13 protein-coding genes are annotated in these 18,009 nt (G+C 73.2%); 6 read left to right on the forward strand and 7 right to left on the reverse strand.

Going from position 1 to position 18,009, the window contains the following annotated elements; translation table 11 throughout:
- The first annotated feature begins 66 nt into the window (after positions 1-66).
- The 3 genes from AB0H53_RS03845 (at position 67) to AB0H53_RS03855 (ending at position 3,492) form a co-directional block, all read left to right on the forward strand.
- On the forward strand, positions 67-1,869 hold the full coding sequence (locus AB0H53_RS03845; protein WP_362106658.1) for an SDR family oxidoreductase: 1,803 nt from the start codon (positions 67-69) through the stop codon (positions 1,867-1,869).
- Complete coding sequence (locus AB0H53_RS03850; protein WP_362106661.1) at positions 1,866-2,825, forward strand: MerR family transcriptional regulator; 960 nt, start codon at positions 1,866-1,868, stop codon at positions 2,823-2,825. The genes AB0H53_RS03845 and AB0H53_RS03850 overlap by 4 nt, the downstream gene beginning before the upstream one ends.
- Positions 2,826-2,949: 124 nt before the next feature.
- The gene (locus AB0H53_RS03855; protein ID WP_362106664.1) at positions 2,950-3,492 is read left to right on the forward strand and encodes an RNA 2'-phosphotransferase; all 543 of its coding nucleotides are present in this window, start codon (positions 2,950-2,952) and stop codon (positions 3,490-3,492) included.
- Between the two features lie 22 nt (positions 3,493-3,514).
- Here AB0H53_RS03855 and AB0H53_RS03860 read toward each other — a convergent pair whose 3' ends face one another.
- Positions 3,515-4,411 carry an LLM class flavin-dependent oxidoreductase gene (locus AB0H53_RS03860; RefSeq protein WP_362107215.1) on the reverse strand — a complete coding sequence of 299 codons (897 nt, stop codon included), beginning with the start codon at positions 4,409-4,411 and terminating at the stop codon, positions 3,515-3,517.
- Positions 4,412-4,511: 100 nt separating this feature from the next.
- Between AB0H53_RS03860 and AB0H53_RS03865 the strand changes: the two genes are divergently transcribed.
- Positions 4,512-5,369, forward strand: coding sequence for an HAD family hydrolase (locus AB0H53_RS03865; protein WP_362106667.1), 858 nt, complete (start codon positions 4,512-4,514; stop codon positions 5,367-5,369).
- A 134-nt stretch (positions 5,370-5,503) separates the two neighbouring features.
- On the opposite strand, the gene AB0H53_RS03870 is transcribed toward AB0H53_RS03865, so the two are convergent.
- From AB0H53_RS03870 to AB0H53_RS03890, 5 genes are all read right to left on the reverse strand, one after another.
- Complete coding sequence (locus AB0H53_RS03870; RefSeq protein WP_362106670.1) at positions 5,504-6,577, reverse strand: M23 family metallopeptidase; 1,074 nt, start codon at positions 6,575-6,577, stop codon at positions 5,504-5,506.
- 88 nt (positions 6,578-6,665) lie between these two features.
- The gene (locus AB0H53_RS03875; RefSeq protein ID WP_362106673.1) at positions 6,666-8,438 is read right to left on the reverse strand and encodes a GAF domain-containing protein; all 1,773 of its coding nucleotides are present in this window, start codon (positions 8,436-8,438) and stop codon (positions 6,666-6,668) included.
- 24 nt (positions 8,439-8,462) lie between these two features.
- Positions 8,463-12,251 (reverse strand): thiol reductant ABC exporter subunit CydD, encoded by a 3,789-nt coding sequence (gene cydD / locus AB0H53_RS03880; protein WP_362106676.1) that lies wholly within the window; start codon positions 12,249-12,251, stop codon positions 8,463-8,465.
- A 34-nt stretch (positions 12,252-12,285) separates the two neighbouring features.
- On the reverse strand, positions 12,286-13,287 hold the full coding sequence (cydB, locus tag AB0H53_RS03885) for a cytochrome d ubiquinol oxidase subunit II (protein ID WP_362106679.1): 1,002 nt from the start codon (positions 13,285-13,287) through the stop codon (positions 12,286-12,288).
- Between the two features lie 17 nt (positions 13,288-13,304).
- Positions 13,305-14,831: a cytochrome ubiquinol oxidase subunit I gene (locus tag AB0H53_RS03890; protein WP_362106682.1), complete on the reverse strand. Its 1,527-nt coding sequence runs from the start codon at positions 14,829-14,831 to the stop codon at positions 13,305-13,307.
- A 176-nt stretch (positions 14,832-15,007) separates the two neighbouring features.
- Here AB0H53_RS03890 and AB0H53_RS03895 point away from each other — a divergent pair, with 176 nt between their 5' ends.
- On the forward strand, positions 15,008-15,397 hold the full coding sequence (locus tag AB0H53_RS03895; RefSeq protein WP_362106685.1) for a cyclophilin-like fold protein: 390 nt from the start codon (positions 15,008-15,010) through the stop codon (positions 15,395-15,397).
- A gap of 26 nt (positions 15,398-15,423) precedes the next feature.
- Here the strand turns inward: AB0H53_RS03895 and hisC are convergent, their stop codons facing one another.
- Positions 15,424-16,524, reverse strand: coding sequence for a histidinol-phosphate transaminase (gene hisC / locus AB0H53_RS03900; RefSeq protein ID WP_362106688.1), 1,101 nt, complete (start codon positions 16,522-16,524; stop codon positions 15,424-15,426).
- A 366-nt stretch (positions 16,525-16,890) separates the two neighbouring features.
- Between hisC and AB0H53_RS03905 the strand changes: the two genes are divergently transcribed.
- Positions 16,891-17,997 (forward strand): LacI family DNA-binding transcriptional regulator, encoded by a 1,107-nt coding sequence (locus tag AB0H53_RS03905; protein WP_362106691.1) that lies wholly within the window; start codon positions 16,891-16,893, stop codon positions 17,995-17,997.
- The last annotated feature ends 12 nt before the right edge of the window (positions 17,998-18,009 follow it).

Genomic DNA, 18,009 nt, shown 5'->3' on the forward strand with positions numbered 1-18,009 from the left:
CCCCGAGCGGGGCGCGTTCCGGCCGGCCGACGATCTGCCGCACCCGCGGCGTTGGGAGAGCATCCGATGGAGTTGCGGGGCGCGCGGGAGCGCTGGGTCAGGACGGGCGGTATCGAGCTGTGCGTGGCCGAGCTGGGTGACGCCGCACGGCCGGTCGTCGTGCTCCTGCACGGCTACCCGGACTCCAAGGAGGTGTGGTCGGAGGTCGCCGGGCGGCTCGCCGAGCACTTCCACGTGGTGCTGTACGACGTACGCGGCCACGGCCGGTCCACGGCGCCCCGGCCGCTGCGCGGCGGGTTCACCCTGGAGAAGCTGACCGACGACTTCCTGGCCGTGGTGGACGCGGTCAGCCCGGACCGGCCGGTCCACCTGGTGGGGCACGACTGGGGATCCGTGCAGGGCTGGGAGTTCGCCACCGTGGCGCGCACCGAGGGCCGGATCGCCTCCTTCACCTCGGTGTCCGGGCCGTCACTGGACCACTTCGGGCACTGGATCAAACGACGGGTGGCCCGGCCCACCCCCCGCCGCGTCGGCCAGCTCCTCGGCCAGGGCGCCAAGTCCTGGTACGTCTACCTGCTGCACACTCCGGCGCTGCCGGAGCTCGCCTGGCGCGGCCCGCTCGGCAAGCGGTGGCCGGGCATGCTGCGCCGGCTGGAGAAGGTGCCCGGTGACGGCTATCCGACCTCCTCGCTGTCGAGGGACGCGGCACACGGCGCCTGGCTCTACCGGGACAACGTGCGCGCCCGGCTGCGCCGGCCCCGTTCCGACGCCTACGCCCATCCGCCGGTGCAGCTCATCGTGCCGACCGGTGACGCCTTCCTGTCCGAACGGCTCTACGACGAGCTGCCGCACTGGGTCCCGCGGCTGGTGCGCCGCACGCTGCCGGCCAAGCACTGGGCACCGCGCACCCGGCCCGACCAACTGGCGGCCTGGATCACCGATTTCGTGACCGCGCACGAGGAGCGGGGAGCGGCGCTGCCCGCCCCGGTCGCCGCGGCCCGGCCCTACGCCGACCGGTTCGGTGGCCAGTTGGTCCTGGTCACGGGGGCGGCCGGCGGCATCGGGCGGGCCACCGCCCTCGCGTTCGCCGAGGCGGGGGCGCGGGTGGTGGCCGTGGACCGGGACGCGGAGGGAGCGGCGCGCACGGCGGAGCTGGCCCGGTTGCGCGGCGCGCCCGGGGCCTGGGCGGAGACGACCGACGTCAGCGACGAGCACGCGATGGAGAAGCTGGCCGAGAAGGTCGCCACCGAGTACGGCGTGGTGGACGTGCTGGTCAACAACGCCGGTATCGGCATGGCCGGTGCCTTCCTGGGCACCACGTCCGAGGACTGGCGGAAGGTCCTCGATGTGAACCTGTGGGGCGTGATCCACGGCTGCCGGCTCTTCGGCGGGCGGATGGCCGACCGCGGCCAGGGCGGCCACATCGTGAACATCGCGTCCGCCGCGGCCTTCCTGCCCACCCGGGCCCTGCCGGTGTACGGCACCTCCAAGGCGGCCGTGCTGATGCTCAGCCAGTGCCTGCGCGCCGAGCTGGCCGGCCGGGGCATCGGCGTCTCGGCGGTGTGCCCCGGCTTCGTCAGCACCGGCATCACCAAAACCGCCTTCTTCAGCGGGGCGACACCGGAGGAGGAGCAGCGCCGCCGCGCGCGGGCGACACCGGAGGAGGAGCAGCGCCGCCGCGCGCGGGCGACCCGGCTGTACCGGCTGCGCGGCTACCCGCCGGAGAAGGTCGCCGACGCGATCCTGAAGGCGGTGGCGGACAACCGGGCGGTGGTTCCGGTGGGGCCCGGGGCGCGCGGCGCCCGCCTGCTCTCCCGTCTCGCGCCCAGGACGGCGCGGGCGCTCGCCCGGTGGGAGCCGCCGGTATGAGCGCCACCGCGGCCGTGCCCGGGTCGCCGGGGGCCGAGTACCGGATCGAGGACCTGGCACACCGCAGTGGCGCCACGGTGCGCACGATCCGCGCCTACCAGGACCGCGGGCTGCTGCCCCGGCCCGAGCGGCGCGGCCGGTCCAATGTGTACGGGGCCGCCCATGTGACCCGGCTGCGGCAGATCGCCGACCTGCTGGACCGGGGTTACACCCTGGCCTCCATCAAGGAGCTGCTGGACGCCTGGGACGCCGGACGCGGGCTGGGCGGGGTGCTCGGCCTGGTCGCCGAGGTGAACGGCCCCTGGACGGACGAGGAGGCGGGCCGGATCACCCGTGCGGAGCTGGCCGAGGCGTTCGGCGGCGCCCCCGGCGACCGGGCCGTGCGGGAGGCGGTCGAGCTCGGCGTACTGGAACGCGTACCGGGCCGGGAGGACGAGTTCGTCGTGCCGAGCCCGCAAGAGCTGGCCGTGGCGGTCGAGTTGTTCTCGGTGGGTGTCCCCCTGCGTGCGATCGCCGGACACCTGCGGGAACTTCGTGGTCAGGTCGAGCACATGGCCAGCCGTTTCCTGGAGTTCACCACGGAGCACGTCTTCGCCCGCCGCCTCGGGCGCCGGCCGCCGACGGACGCCGAGGCGGCGGAGGCGGCCGCCCTGGTGCGGCGGCTGCGACCGCTCGCCCAGCGGGCTGTCGACGCCGAACTGGCCCGCGCCATGCGGACCTTCGCCACCCGGCACCTCCAGCGGCACCTGGCCACCGGGAGCCCCCTGGCCGCGGGCGAGGAGCGGCTCACGGTGACCCTGCCCGCCGGGACAATGCGCGCCGTACACCGCCTGGTCGGCCCGGCCGACGCCGCCGCGTTCATCACCGCGGCCGCCGAACGGGAGCTGCGGAAAAGAACAATGGACTCTCTTGCCGCAAGTCCGGACATAGGCGGAGAAGTTGAGCAAAAGCCTTGACTTGCCAGGTACGTTGTCCACAGAGTCGCCAATTCCGCTGTGGATAACACGAGTTACCTGTGGATCAAACCTGTCGCCCCTTATATGTGTGGCACACGGATGTGATGCCTGTCACGCTGTGGGCATGGACGACAGACGCACCGTGAAGGTGTCGAAGTACTTGGCGAAACACCTCCGCCACCAACCGGGACGGATCGGCCTCGTGCTCGATCCGAACGGCTGGGTGGCGATCGAGGACCTGCTGCGCGCCACCGCCGAACACGGCGTACCGATCACCCGCGCCGAGCTCCACCATGTCGTGGCCGTGAACGACAAACAACGCTTCACGATCGAGGACGACCGGATCCGCGCGAACCAGGGTCACACCGTCGACGTCGACCTCGGACTCCCACCGGCCACGCCGCCCCCGTACCTGTACCACGGCACCGTCGCCGCCCACCTGGCCGCCATCCGCGCCGAGGGACTGCGCCCCATGGCCCGCCACCACGTCCACCTGTCACCGGACCGGGAGACCGCGACCCGCGTCGGCGCCCGGCGGGGACGCCCCGTGGTGCTGGCGGTCGACGCCGGGGCGATGCACCGGGACGGCCATGTCTTCCACGTCAGCGCCAACGGCGTCTGGCTCACCGCCGCCGTACCCCCGGCGTACCTCCGCTTCCCCCACTAGAGGCACGGCGCGCCGCCGGCCGTCAGCGCAACTGGGCGAGGCCCTCGGTCGCGATCCGCTCGAAGACCCGCTCATCGGCGGCGAAGACCGAGTCCGGGATCGGCGAGTGGAGCACGATCTCGGTGAAACCCAGCTCGAAGTGGCGCCCCGCGAAGTCGACGAAGGCGTCGAGGGACTCCAGCGGCCGGTCCGGCGTGAACCCGGTCAGGAGGATCTTGTCCAGTTCCGCCACGTCGCGGCCGGCGTCCGCGCACGCCTTGCCGAGCTTCTCGACCTGCCCGCGGATCGCCTCCCACGAATCCTGGGGCGTCCCCGCGTCGGACACCCTCGGATCACCGGTGGTGACCCAGGCCTGCCCGTACCGCGCCGCGAGCCTCAGCCCGCGCGGCCCGGTGGCCGCCACGGCGAAGGGCAGCCGCGGACGCTGCACACAGCCGGGGATGCCGTACGCCTCCCGCGCCGAGTAGAACGTTCCGGAGTGCGTCACCGAGTCCTCGGTCAGCAGCCGGTCCAGCAGCGGGACGAACTCCGCGAACCGGTCCGCCCGCTCACGGGGCGTCCATGCCTCCTGGCCCAGCACCGTGGCGTCGAAGCCGCTGCCGCCCGCTCCGATGCCCAGCGTGATGCGGCCCCCGGAGATGTCGTCGAGCGAGAGCAGCTCCTTGGCGAGGGTCACCGGGTGCCGGAAGTTCGGCGAGGTGACCAGCGTGCCGAGCCGCATCCGCGCGGTGGCCGCCGCCGCCGCCGTCAGCGTCGGAACGGCGCCGAACCACGGGCCGTCCCGGAAGCTCCGCCAGGACAGATGGTCGTAGGTGTACGCGGTGTGGAAATCCAGCCGTTCCGCCCGGATCCAGGCGTCGCGGCCACCTTCGTGCCAGCGGCGGGCGGGAAGAATCACGGTGCTCAGGCGCATGGGCAGACCCTACGCCGCCCCGCCGGCACCCCCGGGGCCACGCCCGGGTGGCTCAGATGTGCGTGCCTCCGCACGCCCGTGCGGAGGGGTGCGGGAGAATGGCCGTGTGACCTCAGCGACCTCTCCCCGACCGCGGCCCACGGCGTTGCGCCCTCCCCGGCTGATCGCCACCGACCTGGACGGCACGCTGCTGCGCGACGACAAGACCGTCTCGGAGCGGACCGTCGCCGCGCTCGCCGCCGCCGAGGCGGCGGGCATCGAGGTCTTCTTCGTCACCGGCCGGCAGGCCCGCTGGATGGGCGTGGTCAGCGACCACGTCCACGGGCACGGCCTGGCGATCTGCGCCAACGGCGCGGCCGTCGTCGACCTGCACGCGGGCGGGGAGCTGCTGGAGGTCCGCCCGCTGGAGCGGGACGCCGCCCTCCACGTCGTCCGCGCCCTGCGCAGGGAAGCGCCCGGCACGGCCTTCGCGGTCGAGCTCACCACCGGCTTCCACCACGAACCGGACTACCTGCCCTTCTTCCTCGACCCCGGCGCGACCGTCGCCCCCGTGGAGAAGCTGCTGCACGAGGAGGAGCCGGGTCACGGCGCGCCGATCCTCAAGATGCTCGCCCACCACGACGACCTGACCCCGGACGGGTTCCTCGCCCTGGCCCGCGCGGCGGCCGGGGACCGCGCCAACATCACCCGTTCCAGCAGCACCGCCCTGCTGGAGATCAGCGGCCTGGGTGTGTCCAAGGCGAGCACGCTGGCGCTGTGCTGCGCCGAGCGCGGCATCTCCGCCGACGAGGTGGTCGCCTTCGGGGACATGCCCAACGACATCGAGATGCTGAGCTGGGCGGGCAGGTCGTACGCGATGGGCAACGCACACCCGGACGTGCTCGCCGCCGCCTCGGGGCGTACCGTCGCCAACAACGAGGACGGCGTGGCCCTCGTCATCGAGGACATCCTCGCGAGCCACTGACCAGGCCCGCCCACCGGCCACCGCGATCCCCCGGCCACGACCGGCGACCGCGACCGGCGACCGGCGACCGGCGACCGGCGACGGCATGTCCGGCGAGCACGTGAGCGGCGACCGGCGAGCGCGTGACCGGTCCGTCACGGGCCCCCCGGCAACCGGACCCCGCGCTCCCGCAGCCAGCGCAGCGGGTCCACGGCCGATCCCTGGTAGAGCGTGAGCCGCACCTCGAAGTGCAGGTGCGGGCCGGTCGAGTTGCCGGTCGTGCCGGACTGGCCGATCCACTGGCCGGCCAGCACCCGGTCCCCCGCCCGCACCCCGGCGGCCGACAGGTGCGCGTACTGCGAGTACCAGCCGCCCTGGTGCCCCACCACCACTTCGATGCCGAACGCGCCGCCGCAGGACACCGACCGCACCCGTCCCGCGCCGATCGACCGCACCGGTGTGCCGATCTCCACCGCCAGGTCCTGGCCGGTGTGCCGCTTCGCCCAGTGCGCGCCCGACTGGGCGAAGCCGGCGGACAGCGCGTACTCCTCGCTCGCCGCGACCGGCGCGACCCAGGCCGCCCGGCCGCGCGCCGGCCCGCCCGGCGCACCCGGCCTGACCAGCGGCACCGGGGTCCGGCACCGGCCGTCCGCCACGCTGCGGTCCGCCTCGGCCCGCAGCTTCCACCGCACTCGCTCCAGCCTGCGCTCGATGTCCCGCCTGATCCCGGCCAGCCGTGCGCGGCGCGCCTCCAGGTCGCGCCAGGCGGCGTGCGCCCTGGCCTGCGCGCGGGTCATACGCCGCTCCGCGCCCCGGGCCCGCACCATCAGCCGGTTCACCGCCCGGTTGGCCTGGCCCGCCAGCCGCTGTGCCCGCATCACCTGGTCGGGATCCTCGGCGAGCAGCACCCGGGCGGCCAGGTCGAGGGAGCCGCCGGTGCGGTACTGGGCCCTGGCCACCTCGCCCACCTGTTCGTACAGCGCGGCCAGCTCGCGCCTCCGCACGGTCAGCTCGCCCTGGAGCCGGACGGCGAGGGTGTGCTGCGCGGCGGCGGCGCGGCTGCCCCTCTCGTACGTCCGGATGGCCCGGGCCGCCTCCTCGTACAGCCGCGCCACCTCGGCACTGGCGTCACCGGGTTCGCGCGCGGGCGCGCCGGGTGCGGGGACGAGGACGAGCAGCGCGGCGAGCACCAGCACGAGCCGCCGCCGCCGGTCGTGTGGGCAGCACATGCCGGGATGGTCCCGCTCGATACGCCCGATTCCCGGTAGCCGGCCACTCCGGTACCGCCGACCGGCCTACCCCACGGCCCCGGGAGAGCTATTGGGTGTCCGGCCGGCCGGTACCGGGGGCCGGGCCGGACACCTCCTGGAGCGGTGCCTGCCACACCACCGACGTACCGCCGCCGCCCTCGCCGAGTCCGGGCCCGCACCAGCTCGACCCGCCGAGCGACTCGGCCCGCCGCGCCAGGTTGCGCAGCCCGCTGCGGCGCCCGCCCGCCGGGATGCCGACCCCGTCGTCCGAGACGGTGAGCCGCACCGCCGCCACCCCGTCCGGGAGCCGCGCGGTGGCGTCGACCACGACTTCGATGCGCTGCGCCCGCGCGTGCCGGAACGCGTTGGACAGCGCCTCGCGCAGCGCCGCGACGAGGTTCTTGCCGGTCAGTTCGCCGACCAGGGTGTCGACCGGTCCGACGAAGCGGTGCGCGGGGGTGAACCCGAGCGGGACGGCCGCCATGTTGATCTCCCTCAGTACCCGGGTGCGCAGCCCGGACGGTGCCTCGGCCGGCCCCTGCTGGAGGGCGAAGATGGCGGTACGGATCTCCTGGATGGTCACGTCCAGTTCCTCGACGGCCCTGCCGACGCCTTCGCGCACGGCGGGCACGACCGATCCGCGCCGGGCGCTCTCCAGCATCATCCCGGTGGCGAACAGCCGCTGGATGACCAGGTCGTGCAGGTCCCGGGCGATACGGTCCCGGTCCTGGTACACCGCCAGGCGCTCCCGGTCCCGCTGCGCCTCCGCCATCATCAGCGCCAGCGCGGCCTGCGAGGCGAACTGGGTGGCCAGGGTGCGTTCGGTCTCGCTGAACTGCCGTGCGCCCGGGGCGCGGGGTACGGCCAGCGCGCCGAGCACCCGGCCGCCGCTCTGCAACGGCAGCATCATGTTCGGCCCGTACCGCCGGGCCAGGTCGGTGCCCATCCGGGGGTCGCTGGCCGAGTCCGCCACGAAGACCGCCTCGCCCTCCAGCAGCCGCTCGACGGCCGGGCTCTCCGGCGGGACGACCACGCCCAGTTCCTTCGACGGGTCGTCGGAGGAGACGGCGACGATCTCCAGACCACCGCCTTCCGCGGGCAGCAGCACCACCCCGGCGCACGCGTCGGCGAGCCGGCGGGCCTGTTCGGCGACGACCGAGAGGGCGTCGTCGGCGTCCCCGCCGGAGAGCAGGGCCGTGGTCACCGCGACCGAGCCGTCGATCCACCGCTCGCGCTGGCGGGCCGCCTCGTACAGCCGGGCGTTGCCGATGGCGATCCCGGCCTCGGTCGCCAGCACCCGGACCGTGTGCAGGTCGTACTCGGTGAACTCGGCCCCGTCCCGCTTCTCCGCCAGGTACAGATTGCCGAAGATCCTCCCCTGGACGCGGATGGGCACCCCGAGGAAGGTCCGCATCGGCGGATGCCCGGCCGGGAACCCGGCGGCCCGGGCGTCGGCGGTCAGGTCGGCGAGCCGCATCGGCTCCGGGTCGTGGATCAGGGCGCCGAGCAGTCCGGCCTGCCCGTCGGGCCGGCGGCCGATCAGCTCGGCGACCTCGTCGCCCACCCCGTGGGTGACGAAGGCGGACAGGCCCTCGCCCGTCTCGTCGACGACACCGATCGCGGCGTAGCGGGCGCCGGCGAGCTCGGCCGCGGTCTCGCAGATCCGGTCGAGGGTGGAACTGAGCTCCAGACCGGTGCCGACCGAACGCATCGCCTCCAGCAGCTGCGGCACCCGGGCGGTCAGCTCGGTGGACAGCCCGCGCAGGCCGCGAGCCGCCTGGGTGGCGGCGTCGATGGCGTCCTTCGGGTCGTCCGGTGGGGTCGCGTCGGGCGCTGTCATGGTCCCGAGACTAGTCAGTTCGGGCTAGTTGGTCCTGTTTGCCAGGTCGGGGCGCAGCAGGTCGGCGGCGTGTTCCCGCTCCAGCAAGCGGCGCAGCGGGCCGTCCGTGGCGGCGAGTTCGGCGTACCGGCCGCGCTGCACGGCCCGGCCCTCCTCCAGGACGATCACCTCGTCCACCGCGCCCGCCGCGTCCAGGCCGCGCAGCCGGTGGGTGATCAGCACGGTGGTGCGGCCCTCGGTGGCCCGCAGCAGGTCGTCGGTGAGGGCGTCCGCCGTGGTCAGGTCGAGGTGCTCGGCCGGCTCGTCCAGCACCAGGACCGGGAAGTCGGCGAGGAGGGCGCGGGCGAGCGCCAGCCGCTGGCGCTGGCCGCCGGACAGCCGGGACCCGTGCTCGCCGACGAGCGTGTCCAGCCCGGCGGGCAGGGCGTCGACCCAGTCCAGGAGCCGCGCCCGCGCCAGCGCCCGGCGCAGCTCGGCGTCGTCCGCGCCCGGCCGGGCCAGGCGCAGGTTCTCACGGAGGGAGCTGTCGAAGATGTGGGCGTCCTGGGCGCACAGCCCCACCAGGCGCCGCACCCCGTCGCCGTCGAGGGCGGTGGCGTCCGCCCCGCCGATCCGGTACGCGCCCGCGCGGACCTCCAGAAATCGCAGCAGCACTTGGGCGAGCGTGGTCTTCCCGGAACCGGAAGCGCCCACGACGGCGACCCGCCGGCCCGCCTCCAGGCGCAGGTCGAACCCCGTGAGAGCGTCCCGCTCCTGCCCCGCGTACCGGGCGGTGACCCCGCGCAGCTCCAGCGGGAAGGCTCCGGCCGGCGCCGGTGCCGGGTTCTCGGGCTGTGGCACCGGGACGGGGGCGTCGAGCACCTCGCGCACCCGCTCGGCGCTCCGCAGGACGCGCCGGCGGTGGCGCACGGCCGACGGCAGTGCCGTGACCGCCTCGAACGCGGCGAGGGGGGTGAGCACGACGACGGCCAGCGACACGCCGTCGAGCCGGCCGTCCCGCACCGCCTGGACGCCCACGAGCGCGGCGGCGGCGACGGTCACCCCGGTCACCAGCGCCGACAGGCCGTCGCCGAGCGCGGCGGCGGTGGCCTGGCGCGAGGCGATCCGGGTCAGCTCGGCGTCCGCCGCGCGCGCCCGGTCCGTACGGCTCCCGAGGGCTCCGGCCACGGTCAGCTCGGCGCAGCCGCGCAGCAGGTCGACGACCCGGACGGCCAGGACACCGCGTGCCGGGGCGAGCCGCCGCTCGGCGCGCCGGGCCACGGCTCCGCCGACGAGCGGTACGGCGGTACCCGCCACGAGCAGCCCGGCGGCGAGGACGGCTCCGGCCACCGGCAGCAGCCACGTGGTGAACCCGACGGCTCCCGCGCCGACGACCACGGCCGTCCCGGCGGGCAGCAGCCACCGCAGCCAGTAGTCCTGGAGGGCGTCCACGTCCGAGACGAGCCGCGACAACAGATCCCCCCGCCGTGTGCGGCGCAGCCCGGCCGGTGCGATCCGCTCCAGCCCGCGGTAGACGGCGACCCGCAACTCGGCCAGCATCCGCAGCACGGCGTCGTGCGAGACCAGCCGCTCGGCGTACCGGAACACGGCCCGCCCGATGCCGAACGCCCGGGTGGCCGTCACGGCCACCATCAGGTACAGCACGGGCGGCTGCTCGGACGCCCGGGAGATGAGCCAGCCGGACACGGCCATCAGCCCGACGGCGGACCCCAGGGCGAGACTGCCCAGCGCCAGTGCCAGGGCCAGCCGTCCCCGCGCCCCCCGGACCGTCTCCCGCACCCATGCCGGCCCCGGCCGGCCCCGGCGGACCGGCTCGGCGGTCGCTGCCGCGGTGTCTTCGGCGACCGGGTCCGGGAACCCCGTGCCCGGTGGACCGTCCGGCCGCCGGCCCGGGCTCCGGACCGGGCCGCCGGCGACCCCGATGGCCGCCGTTCCCACCCCGCCGGACCCGCCGCTCCCGCCGTCCGGGCGGCCCGTGCCGTCCGGGCGGCCCGTGCCGTCGGCACCGTCCATGCCGTCGGCACCGTCCATGCCGTTCCCGCCGGCCCAGGGTGCCGCGCGGAGCCCGCCCACGAGCCCGAAGGCCTCATCGAGATCGGCCCCGTCAGCCGTGAAGCCCCCGGAGGACGCGGCTGGCGGGGAGCCGTTCCGCGCCGGAGCCGTCCCACCACGAGGCTCGTCCGACGGGTGCAGCGCGACCACCCGGTCCGCCACCGCCAGCAGGGCCGGACGGTGGACGACCAGCAGCACCGTCCGTCCGGTGGCCAGCCGGCGCACCGCGTCCACCACGCCCGCCTCCGTCTCGCCGTCCAGCGCCGCCGTCGGCTCGTCCAGCAGCAGCACCGGCCGGTCCGCGAGGAACGCCCGTGCCAGGGCGAGCCGCTGACGCTGGCCCGCCGACAGCCCGGCGCCGTCCTCACCCAGGACCGCCCCGGCGCCGGCCGGCAAGGCGTCCACGAAGTCGGCGCCCGCGTTCCGCAGGGCGTCCTGTACCGCCCTGTCGTCGGCGTCCGGCCGGGCCAGCCGGACGTTCTCGGCGATGGTCCCGGCGAACAGGTACGGCCGCTGCGGCACCCACGCGATCCGCTCCCGCCACCGCTCCGGATCCACCGAGGCCAGGTCCGCCCCTCCGACGCGCACCCGTCCGCCGGGCTCCGGTTCGGCGAATCCCAGCACCACGTCGAGCAGCGTGGACTTGCCGACCCCGCTGGGCCCGACGAGGGCGACCGTCTCCCCTTCCTCCACCACCAGCGACGCCCGGTCCAGGGACGGAGCGGTGCGCCCCGGGTGCCGTACCGTCACCGACTCCAGCTCCAGGCGCGAGGAGGCGGGGACCGCGCCGCCCCCGGCCGTCCGGACCGGGGTCTCCAGCACGGTGAAGATCTCCTCCGCCGCCGACAGCCCCTCCGCGGCCGCGTGGTACTGCGCCCCCACCTGCCGGATCGGCAGGTATGCCTCGGGAGCGAGGATCAGGATGACCAGGCCGGTGTACAGATCCAGGTCCCCGTGGACCAGCCGCATACCCACGCCGACCGCCACCAGCGCGACCGACAGCGTCGACAGCAGTTCCAGCGCGAACGACGACAGGAACGCGATCCGCAGCGTCCGCAGCGTCGCCTGCCGGTACTCCGACGTGATCGCCCGGATCGACTCGGCCTGCGCCTTCGCCCGCCCGAAGACCTTCAGCGTGGGCAGTCCGGCCACCACGTCGAGGAAGTGCCCCGACAGCCGGGACAGCAGCTCCCACTGCCGGTCCATCCGCGCCTGGGTGGCCCAGCCGATCAGCACCATGAAGACGGGGATCAGCGGCAGGGTCACCACGATGATCGCGGCCGACACCCAGTCCTCGGTGACGATCCGCGCCAGCACGGCGACCGGTACCACGACCGCCAGGCCGAGCTGGGGGAGGTAGCGCGAGAAGTAGTCGTCGAGCGCGTCCACTCCCCGGGTGGCGAGCGCCACCAGCGACCCGGTGCGCTGACCGCTGAGCCAGCCCGGCCCCAGCGCGGCGGCCCGCTCCAGCAGCCGCCCGCGCAGCTCCGACTTGACCGTCGCGCTCGCCCGGTGCGCGGCCAGCTCGGTCAGCCAGGAGACGGCCGCCCGTCCCACCGCGACCGCCACCAGCAGCGCCAGCGGTGTCCCGAGACCGGCCGGGTCCAGCCCCCGCTGGAACGCCCCGGCCACCACCTCGGCGATGAGCATCGCCTGGGCGACCACCAGCACCGCCCCGAGCAGGCCGAGGACCACCACCGCCGCCAGGAAGAGGCGGGTGGCACGGGCGTGGCGGAGCAGGCGCGGGTCGATCGGTTTCACGTGAAACATCCCCTACTGATGGCTGCCGGGACGCCTAGTGGGCGTCGGCTATGTGCTGCGTGCCGATCCGCTTGCGGAACACCCAGTACGTCCAGCCCTGGTAGAGCAGCACCACCGGCGTGGCCACCGCCGCGCACCAGGTCATGATCCTGAGGGTGTACGGGCTGGACGACGCGTTGGTGACCGTCAGGCTCCAGTCCGGGTTCAGCGAGGACGGCATGACGTTCGGGAAGAGCGTCAGGAAGAGCATCGCGACGGTGGCCGCGATGGTGATACCGGACAGCGCGAACGACCACCCCTCGCGCCCGGCCCTCACCGCGCCCACCGCTCCGAGGAGTGCCACCACCGCGACGGCCGCGACGGCCAGGCTGGTCCCGTCACCGCGCGAGACCTGCGTCCAGGCCAGGAAGGCGAGCGCCAGTACGGCGGTGAGCGCTCCCAGCGCGAGCGCCAGCCGCCGCGCCCGCACCCGGATGTCGCCGACCGTCTTCAGCGCGGTGAACACCGTGCCGTGGAAGGTGAACAGCGTCAGGGTGACCAGCCCGCCCAGCAGCGCGTACGGGTTGAACAGGTCGAGGAAGGTGCCCACGTACTCCTTGGACGCGTCGATCTCCACCCCCCGCACGATGTTGCCGAAGGCCACCCCCCACAGGAACGCGGGAATCAGCGAGGTCCAGAAGATGGCCTGCTCCCAGTTGTGCTGCCACCGCTCCTCGGGCCGCTTCGCGCGGTACTCGAAGGCGACACCGCGCACGATCAGGCAGAGCAGGATGACCAGCAGCGGCAGGTAGAAGCCCGAGAAGAGCGTGGCGTACCAGTCGGGGAAGGCGGCGAAGGTCGCTCCGCCGGCCGTGAGCAGCCACACCTCGTTCCCGTCCCAGACGGGCCCGATGGTGTTGATCAGCACTCGCTTCTCGACCCGGTCGCGGGCGAGCAGCTTGGTCAGGACGCCGACCCCGAAGTCGAAGCCCTCCAGGAAGAAGTAGCCGGTCCACAGGACGGCGATGAGTACGAACCAGACGTCGTGGAGTTCCATGCCTCAGCTCCCAGGGCTCAGTACGAGAAGGCCATCGGCCGGTCGGAGGCCCGTTCCGGGTCCTTCGGGTCCCGGTCGTGACCGCCGATCTTCGTGGGCGGGTTGAGGTCGGACTCGGTGAGTTCGGGCGGTCCGGCCTTGACGTACTTCACCAGCAGCCTGACCTCGATCACCGCGAGCACCGCGTACAGGAGGGTGAAGAGGGTCATCGAGATGAGCACCTCGGCCTGGGACACGCCGGGGGAGACAGCGTCACGGGTGCGCAGCACGCCGTACACCACCCAGGGCTGACGGCCCATCTCGGTGAAGATCCATCCCCAGGAGTTGGCGATCAGCGGGAAGGCCAGGGTCCACAGGGCCACCAGCCAGTACACCTTGGTGAGCCTCGGGCTGAGGGCCTTCCGGAAGAGCACCAGGTGGGGCAGGTCCTCCTCGCCCACCCGCAGCCGGGCCGGCAGCAGGAACCTCTTGCGGGTCAGCCACAGTCCCAGCAGCCCCAGCGAGAAGGAGGCCATGCCGAAGCCGATCATCCAGCGGAATCCCCAGTAGGCGACCGGGATGTTGGGCCGGTAGTCGCCGGGGCCGTACTTCTCCTGGAGGGCCTTGTTGGTGTCGTTGATGCCGGGCACGTACGACTCGAAGTCGCTGTGCGCGAGGAAGGACAGCAGGCCCGGGACCTCGACGGCGACCCGGTTGTGCCCCTTGTCCACGTCACCGACCGCGAAGACCGAGAAGGGCGCCGGGCTCTCCCCCTCCCACAGCGCCTCGGCCGCGGCCATCTTCATCGGCTGCTGCTGGTACATGACCTTGCCCAGGAAGTCACCGCTGATCGCGGTGAACATGCCGCCGACCACCACGGTGACCAGACCGAGCCGCAGCGAGGTCTTCATGACCGGGATGTGCTTCTTGCGCGCCAGGTGGAAGGCGGCGATACCGACCATGAACGCGCCACCCGTGAGGAAGGCCGCGGACATGGTGTGGAAGACCTGGGTGAGCGTGGTGTTCTGGCTGAGCACCGCCCAGAAGTCGGTCAGCTCCGCGCGGCCCGTCCGCTCGTTGATCCGGTAGCCGACCGGGTGCTGCATCCAGGAGTTGGCCGCCAGGATGAAGTAGGCGGAGAGGATCGTGCCGATCGAGACCATCCATATGCAGGCCAGGTGGATGCGCTTCGGCAGCTTGTCCCAGCCGAAGATCCACAGCCCGATGAAGGTCGACTCGAAGAAGAACGCGATCAGCGCCTCGAAGGCCAGCGGCGCACCGAAGACATCACCGACGAAGCGGGAGTAGTCAGACCAGTTCATACCGAACTGGAACTCCTGCACGATGCCGGTGACGACACCCATCGCGATGTTGATGAGGAAGAGCTTCCCCCAGAACTTGGTCGCCCTGAGGTACTTCTCCTTCTCGGTACGCACCCAGGCCGTCTGGAGGCCGGCGGTGAGCGCGGCGAGGGAGATGGTCAGGGGGACGAAAAGGAAGTGGTAGACGGTGGTGATACCGAACTGCCACCGCGCCAGCGTCTCTGGCGCCAGAGCCAGGTCCACGACATCTTCTCCTTACGACGTCGCCGTCGCCCACCGATTCCGGTTGATCTTCGGATGATCCGGGCGCGCTTGTGAAAGCGTTCACATTCACAAGCAATTATGTACTACACGAAATCCGTACCGGGAACCGGGGGGGTCCCTTCCCAAGAACTTCAACATATTGTTGAATCCGACGGGTGCAGATACGTATCTCCTGGCCCGCCGGGCACCTCACCGCCACCATCGGGGAAACCCCCACGAGCAGAGCGCTCGCGGGGGCACTTCCCTTCACCTCCACCGCCCGGACCTGGGGGGCGGAGGTCTACTTCGCCACGCCCGTCTCCCCCGCCCCGGAGGCGGACGCCCGGCAGGTGGTGGAGCCGGGCACGGTCGCCTTCTGGACCGAAGGCGACGCCCTGGCACTGCCGTACGGGCCCACGCCCGTGTCGCGCGGTACCGAGTGCCGGCTGGCCGCTCCCTGCAACGTGCTCGGCCGGATCGACGGCGATCCCCGCCACCTGGCCACCGTCCACAACGGCGACCCGGTCCGGGTCGAGCTCGTCGCCGACCCGGTCCGCCCGGCCTGAGGCGGCCACCGGACCACGGGAGTCTCCTACTGGTACCGCTCCTTGCGGTACGTCTCCGCCGCCCGCAGGAAGATGTCGTTCGCCTCGCTCTCCCCGATCGTGACCCGGACGCCCTCGCCGGGGAACGGCCGCACGACCACGCCCGCCCGCTCGCACGCCGCGGCGAAGTCGACCGTGCGCTCGTCCAGCCGCAGCCAGACGAAGTTCGCCTGCGTCTCGGGCACCGTCCAACCCTGGGCCACCAGCCCCTCGTACACCCGCGTGCGCTCGCACACCAAGGAGCCCACCCGCCCCAGCAACTCGTCCTCGGCGCGCAGCGAGGCCACCGCCGCCGCCTGCGCGACCTGGCTGACGCCGAAGGGGACCGCCGTCTTGCGCAGCGCGGCCGCCACCGGCTCATGGGCGATGGCGAAGCCGACCCGGAGCCCGGCCAGCCCGTACGCCTTGGAGAACGTCCGCAGCACGGCCACGTTCGGGCGGTCCCGGTAGATCTCGGTGCCGTCCGGCACGTCGGCGTCCCGGATGAACTCGCGGTACGCCTCGTCCAGCACCACCAGGACGTCGGACGGAACCCGGTCCAGGAACCGTTCCAGCTCCGCCCGCCGCACCACCGTGCCGGTCGGGTTGTTGGGATTGCAGACGAAGATCAGCCGGGTCCGGTCGGTGACGGCGTCGGCCATGGCGTCCAGATCGTGCACCTCACCGGAGGTCAGCGGCACCTGCACCGGGGTCGCGCCACTGACCCGCGTGATGATCGGGTACGCCTCGAAGGACCGCCACGCGTAGATCACCTCGTCGCCGGGCCCGGCGGTGGCCTGGATCAACTGCTGGGCGACGCCCACCGAGCCGGTGCCGGTGGCCAGGTGCGACACCGGTACTCCGAAGCGCTCGGAGAGCTCGGACATCAGGCCGGTGCACGCCATGTCCGGGTAGCGGTTGAACTCCGCCGCCGCGGCCAGCGCGCTCTCCAGCACACCCGGCAGCGGCGGGTAGGGGTTCTCGTTGGAGGACAGCTTGTACGCGGCCGGGCCATCGTCGTCGGCGGCGGCCGGCTTGCCCGGCTTGTAGGTGGGAATGCCGTCCAGCACGGCACGCAGCCTGGGGCGCGTCTGGCTCGTCTCGCTCACTGTGGTCCTCCTCGACCGTCCGTCCACCAATACTGCTCACCCTATGAGGATTCGGCTCCGGTGCGAATGGGCCGGAGCGATGCGGTCCGGAGAAGCGCGACAGCGGGGGGAGCGCTCCCCGGGGTGGCGCGCGCCGGTGGCTCGCGCCGTGGCGCGCGTCCCTCGTAGAGGTGAGTTGAGACCTCCCCGGGACCTCACCCAGTTGGCCGACACATGGGCCATGACAAGTAACGGCAGCAGGGCAAACCCGGTAACTTCCGTGCTTTGCAAGGCAGTTATGGGTGCTGGCCATGCAGAAACGTGCCTGTCAACAAGTGAATATGCGACCGGCCCAACCACCCTCTCTCGCCCTACTATCACCTCGCCATGACAGCAGCAGGGAAGCACCAGGTGAGCCGGGCACAGGCCCGGGGAAGCCGGCAAGGACGAGCGGGCATCCGGGACGTGGCCGCCGCAGCCGGGGTCTCCATCACGACTGTCTCCGACGCCCTCAACGGCAAGGGCAGGCTCCCGGACGCCACCCGCCGCCATGTCCGCGAAGTCGCCGACCGGCTGGGCTACCGCCCTTCCGCGGCGGCCCGCACCCTCCGTACCGGCAAGTCCGGCCTCATCGGCCTGACCGTGACGACCTACGGGGATGAACCTTTCACCTTCACCGAGTTCGCCTACTTCGCCGAGATGGCCAGGGCCGCCACCTCCGCCGCGCTCGCCCGCGGCTACGCCCTGGTCGTCCTGCCCGCCACCTCCCGCCACGACGTCTGGTCGAACGTGGCCCTCGACGGCACCGTCGTCATCGACCCCTCCGACCACGACCCGGTCGTCACCGAGCTGATCCGCCAGGGCCTGCCCGTCGTGTCCGACGGACGCCCGGCCGGCACCCTCCCGGTCACCGCCTGGGTGGACAACGACCACGAAGCCGCCGTACTCGACCTGCTCGACCACCTCGCCGCCGCCGGCGCCCGCCGAATCGGCCTGCTCACCGGCACCACCACCGACACGTACACACGCCTGTCCACCACCGCGTACCTCAACTGGTGCGAGCGCGTCGGCCAGGACCCGGTCTACGAGGCGTACCCGGCCCACGACCCGTGTGCCGGGGCCGTCGCCGCCGACCGGCTGCTGGCCCGCCCCGACCGGCCGGACGCCGTCTACGGGCTGTTCGACCCCAACGGCACCGACCTGCTCGCCGCCGCCAGGCGGTACGGACTGCGCGTCCCGGACGATCTGCTGCTGGTCTGCTGCAGCGAGTCCACCGTGTACGCCGCCACGGACCCGCCCGTCACCACGCTCTCCCTCAAGCCCCGCCGGATCGGTACCGCCGTCGTCCAGCTGCTCATCGACGCCATCGAGGGCGGGTCCGCCGACACGCCGGTGGGGCAGGTCATACCGACGGAGCTGATCGTCCGGACCTCCTCCCAGCGGCGTCCTCCGCGTACGACGGTCAGCCCGCCCCGGTCACCGGCGCCGGAGTGACCCCCGCGCGTC

This window comes from Streptomyces sp. NPDC050856, assembly GCF_040653855.1.
Lineage (GTDB): Bacteria > Actinomycetota > Actinomycetes > Streptomycetales > Streptomycetaceae > Streptomyces.

Coding starts and splice junctions, on each gene's coding strand:
- AB0H53_RS03855 (WP_362106664.1), top strand. CDS start 2,950: ATGGACGACAGACGCACCGTGAAGGTGTCGAAGTACTTGGCGAAACAC.
- AB0H53_RS03905 (WP_362106691.1), top strand. CDS start 16,891: ATGACAGCAGCAGGGAAGCACCAGGTGAGCCGGGCACAGGCCCGGGGA.
- AB0H53_RS03845 (WP_362106658.1), top strand. CDS start 67: ATGGAGTTGCGGGGCGCGCGGGAGCGCTGGGTCAGGACGGGCGGTATC.
- AB0H53_RS03870 (WP_362106670.1), bottom strand. CDS start 6,577: ATGTGCTGCCCACACGACCGGCGGCGGCGGCTCGTGCTGGTGCTCGCC.
- AB0H53_RS03875 (WP_362106673.1), bottom strand. CDS start 8,438: ATGACAGCGCCCGACGCGACCCCACCGGACGACCCGAAGGACGCCATC.
- cydB (WP_362106679.1), bottom strand. CDS start 13,287: ATGGAACTCCACGACGTCTGGTTCGTACTCATCGCCGTCCTGTGGACC.
- AB0H53_RS03850 (WP_362106661.1), top strand. CDS start 1,866: ATGAGCGCCACCGCGGCCGTGCCCGGGTCGCCGGGGGCCGAGTACCGG.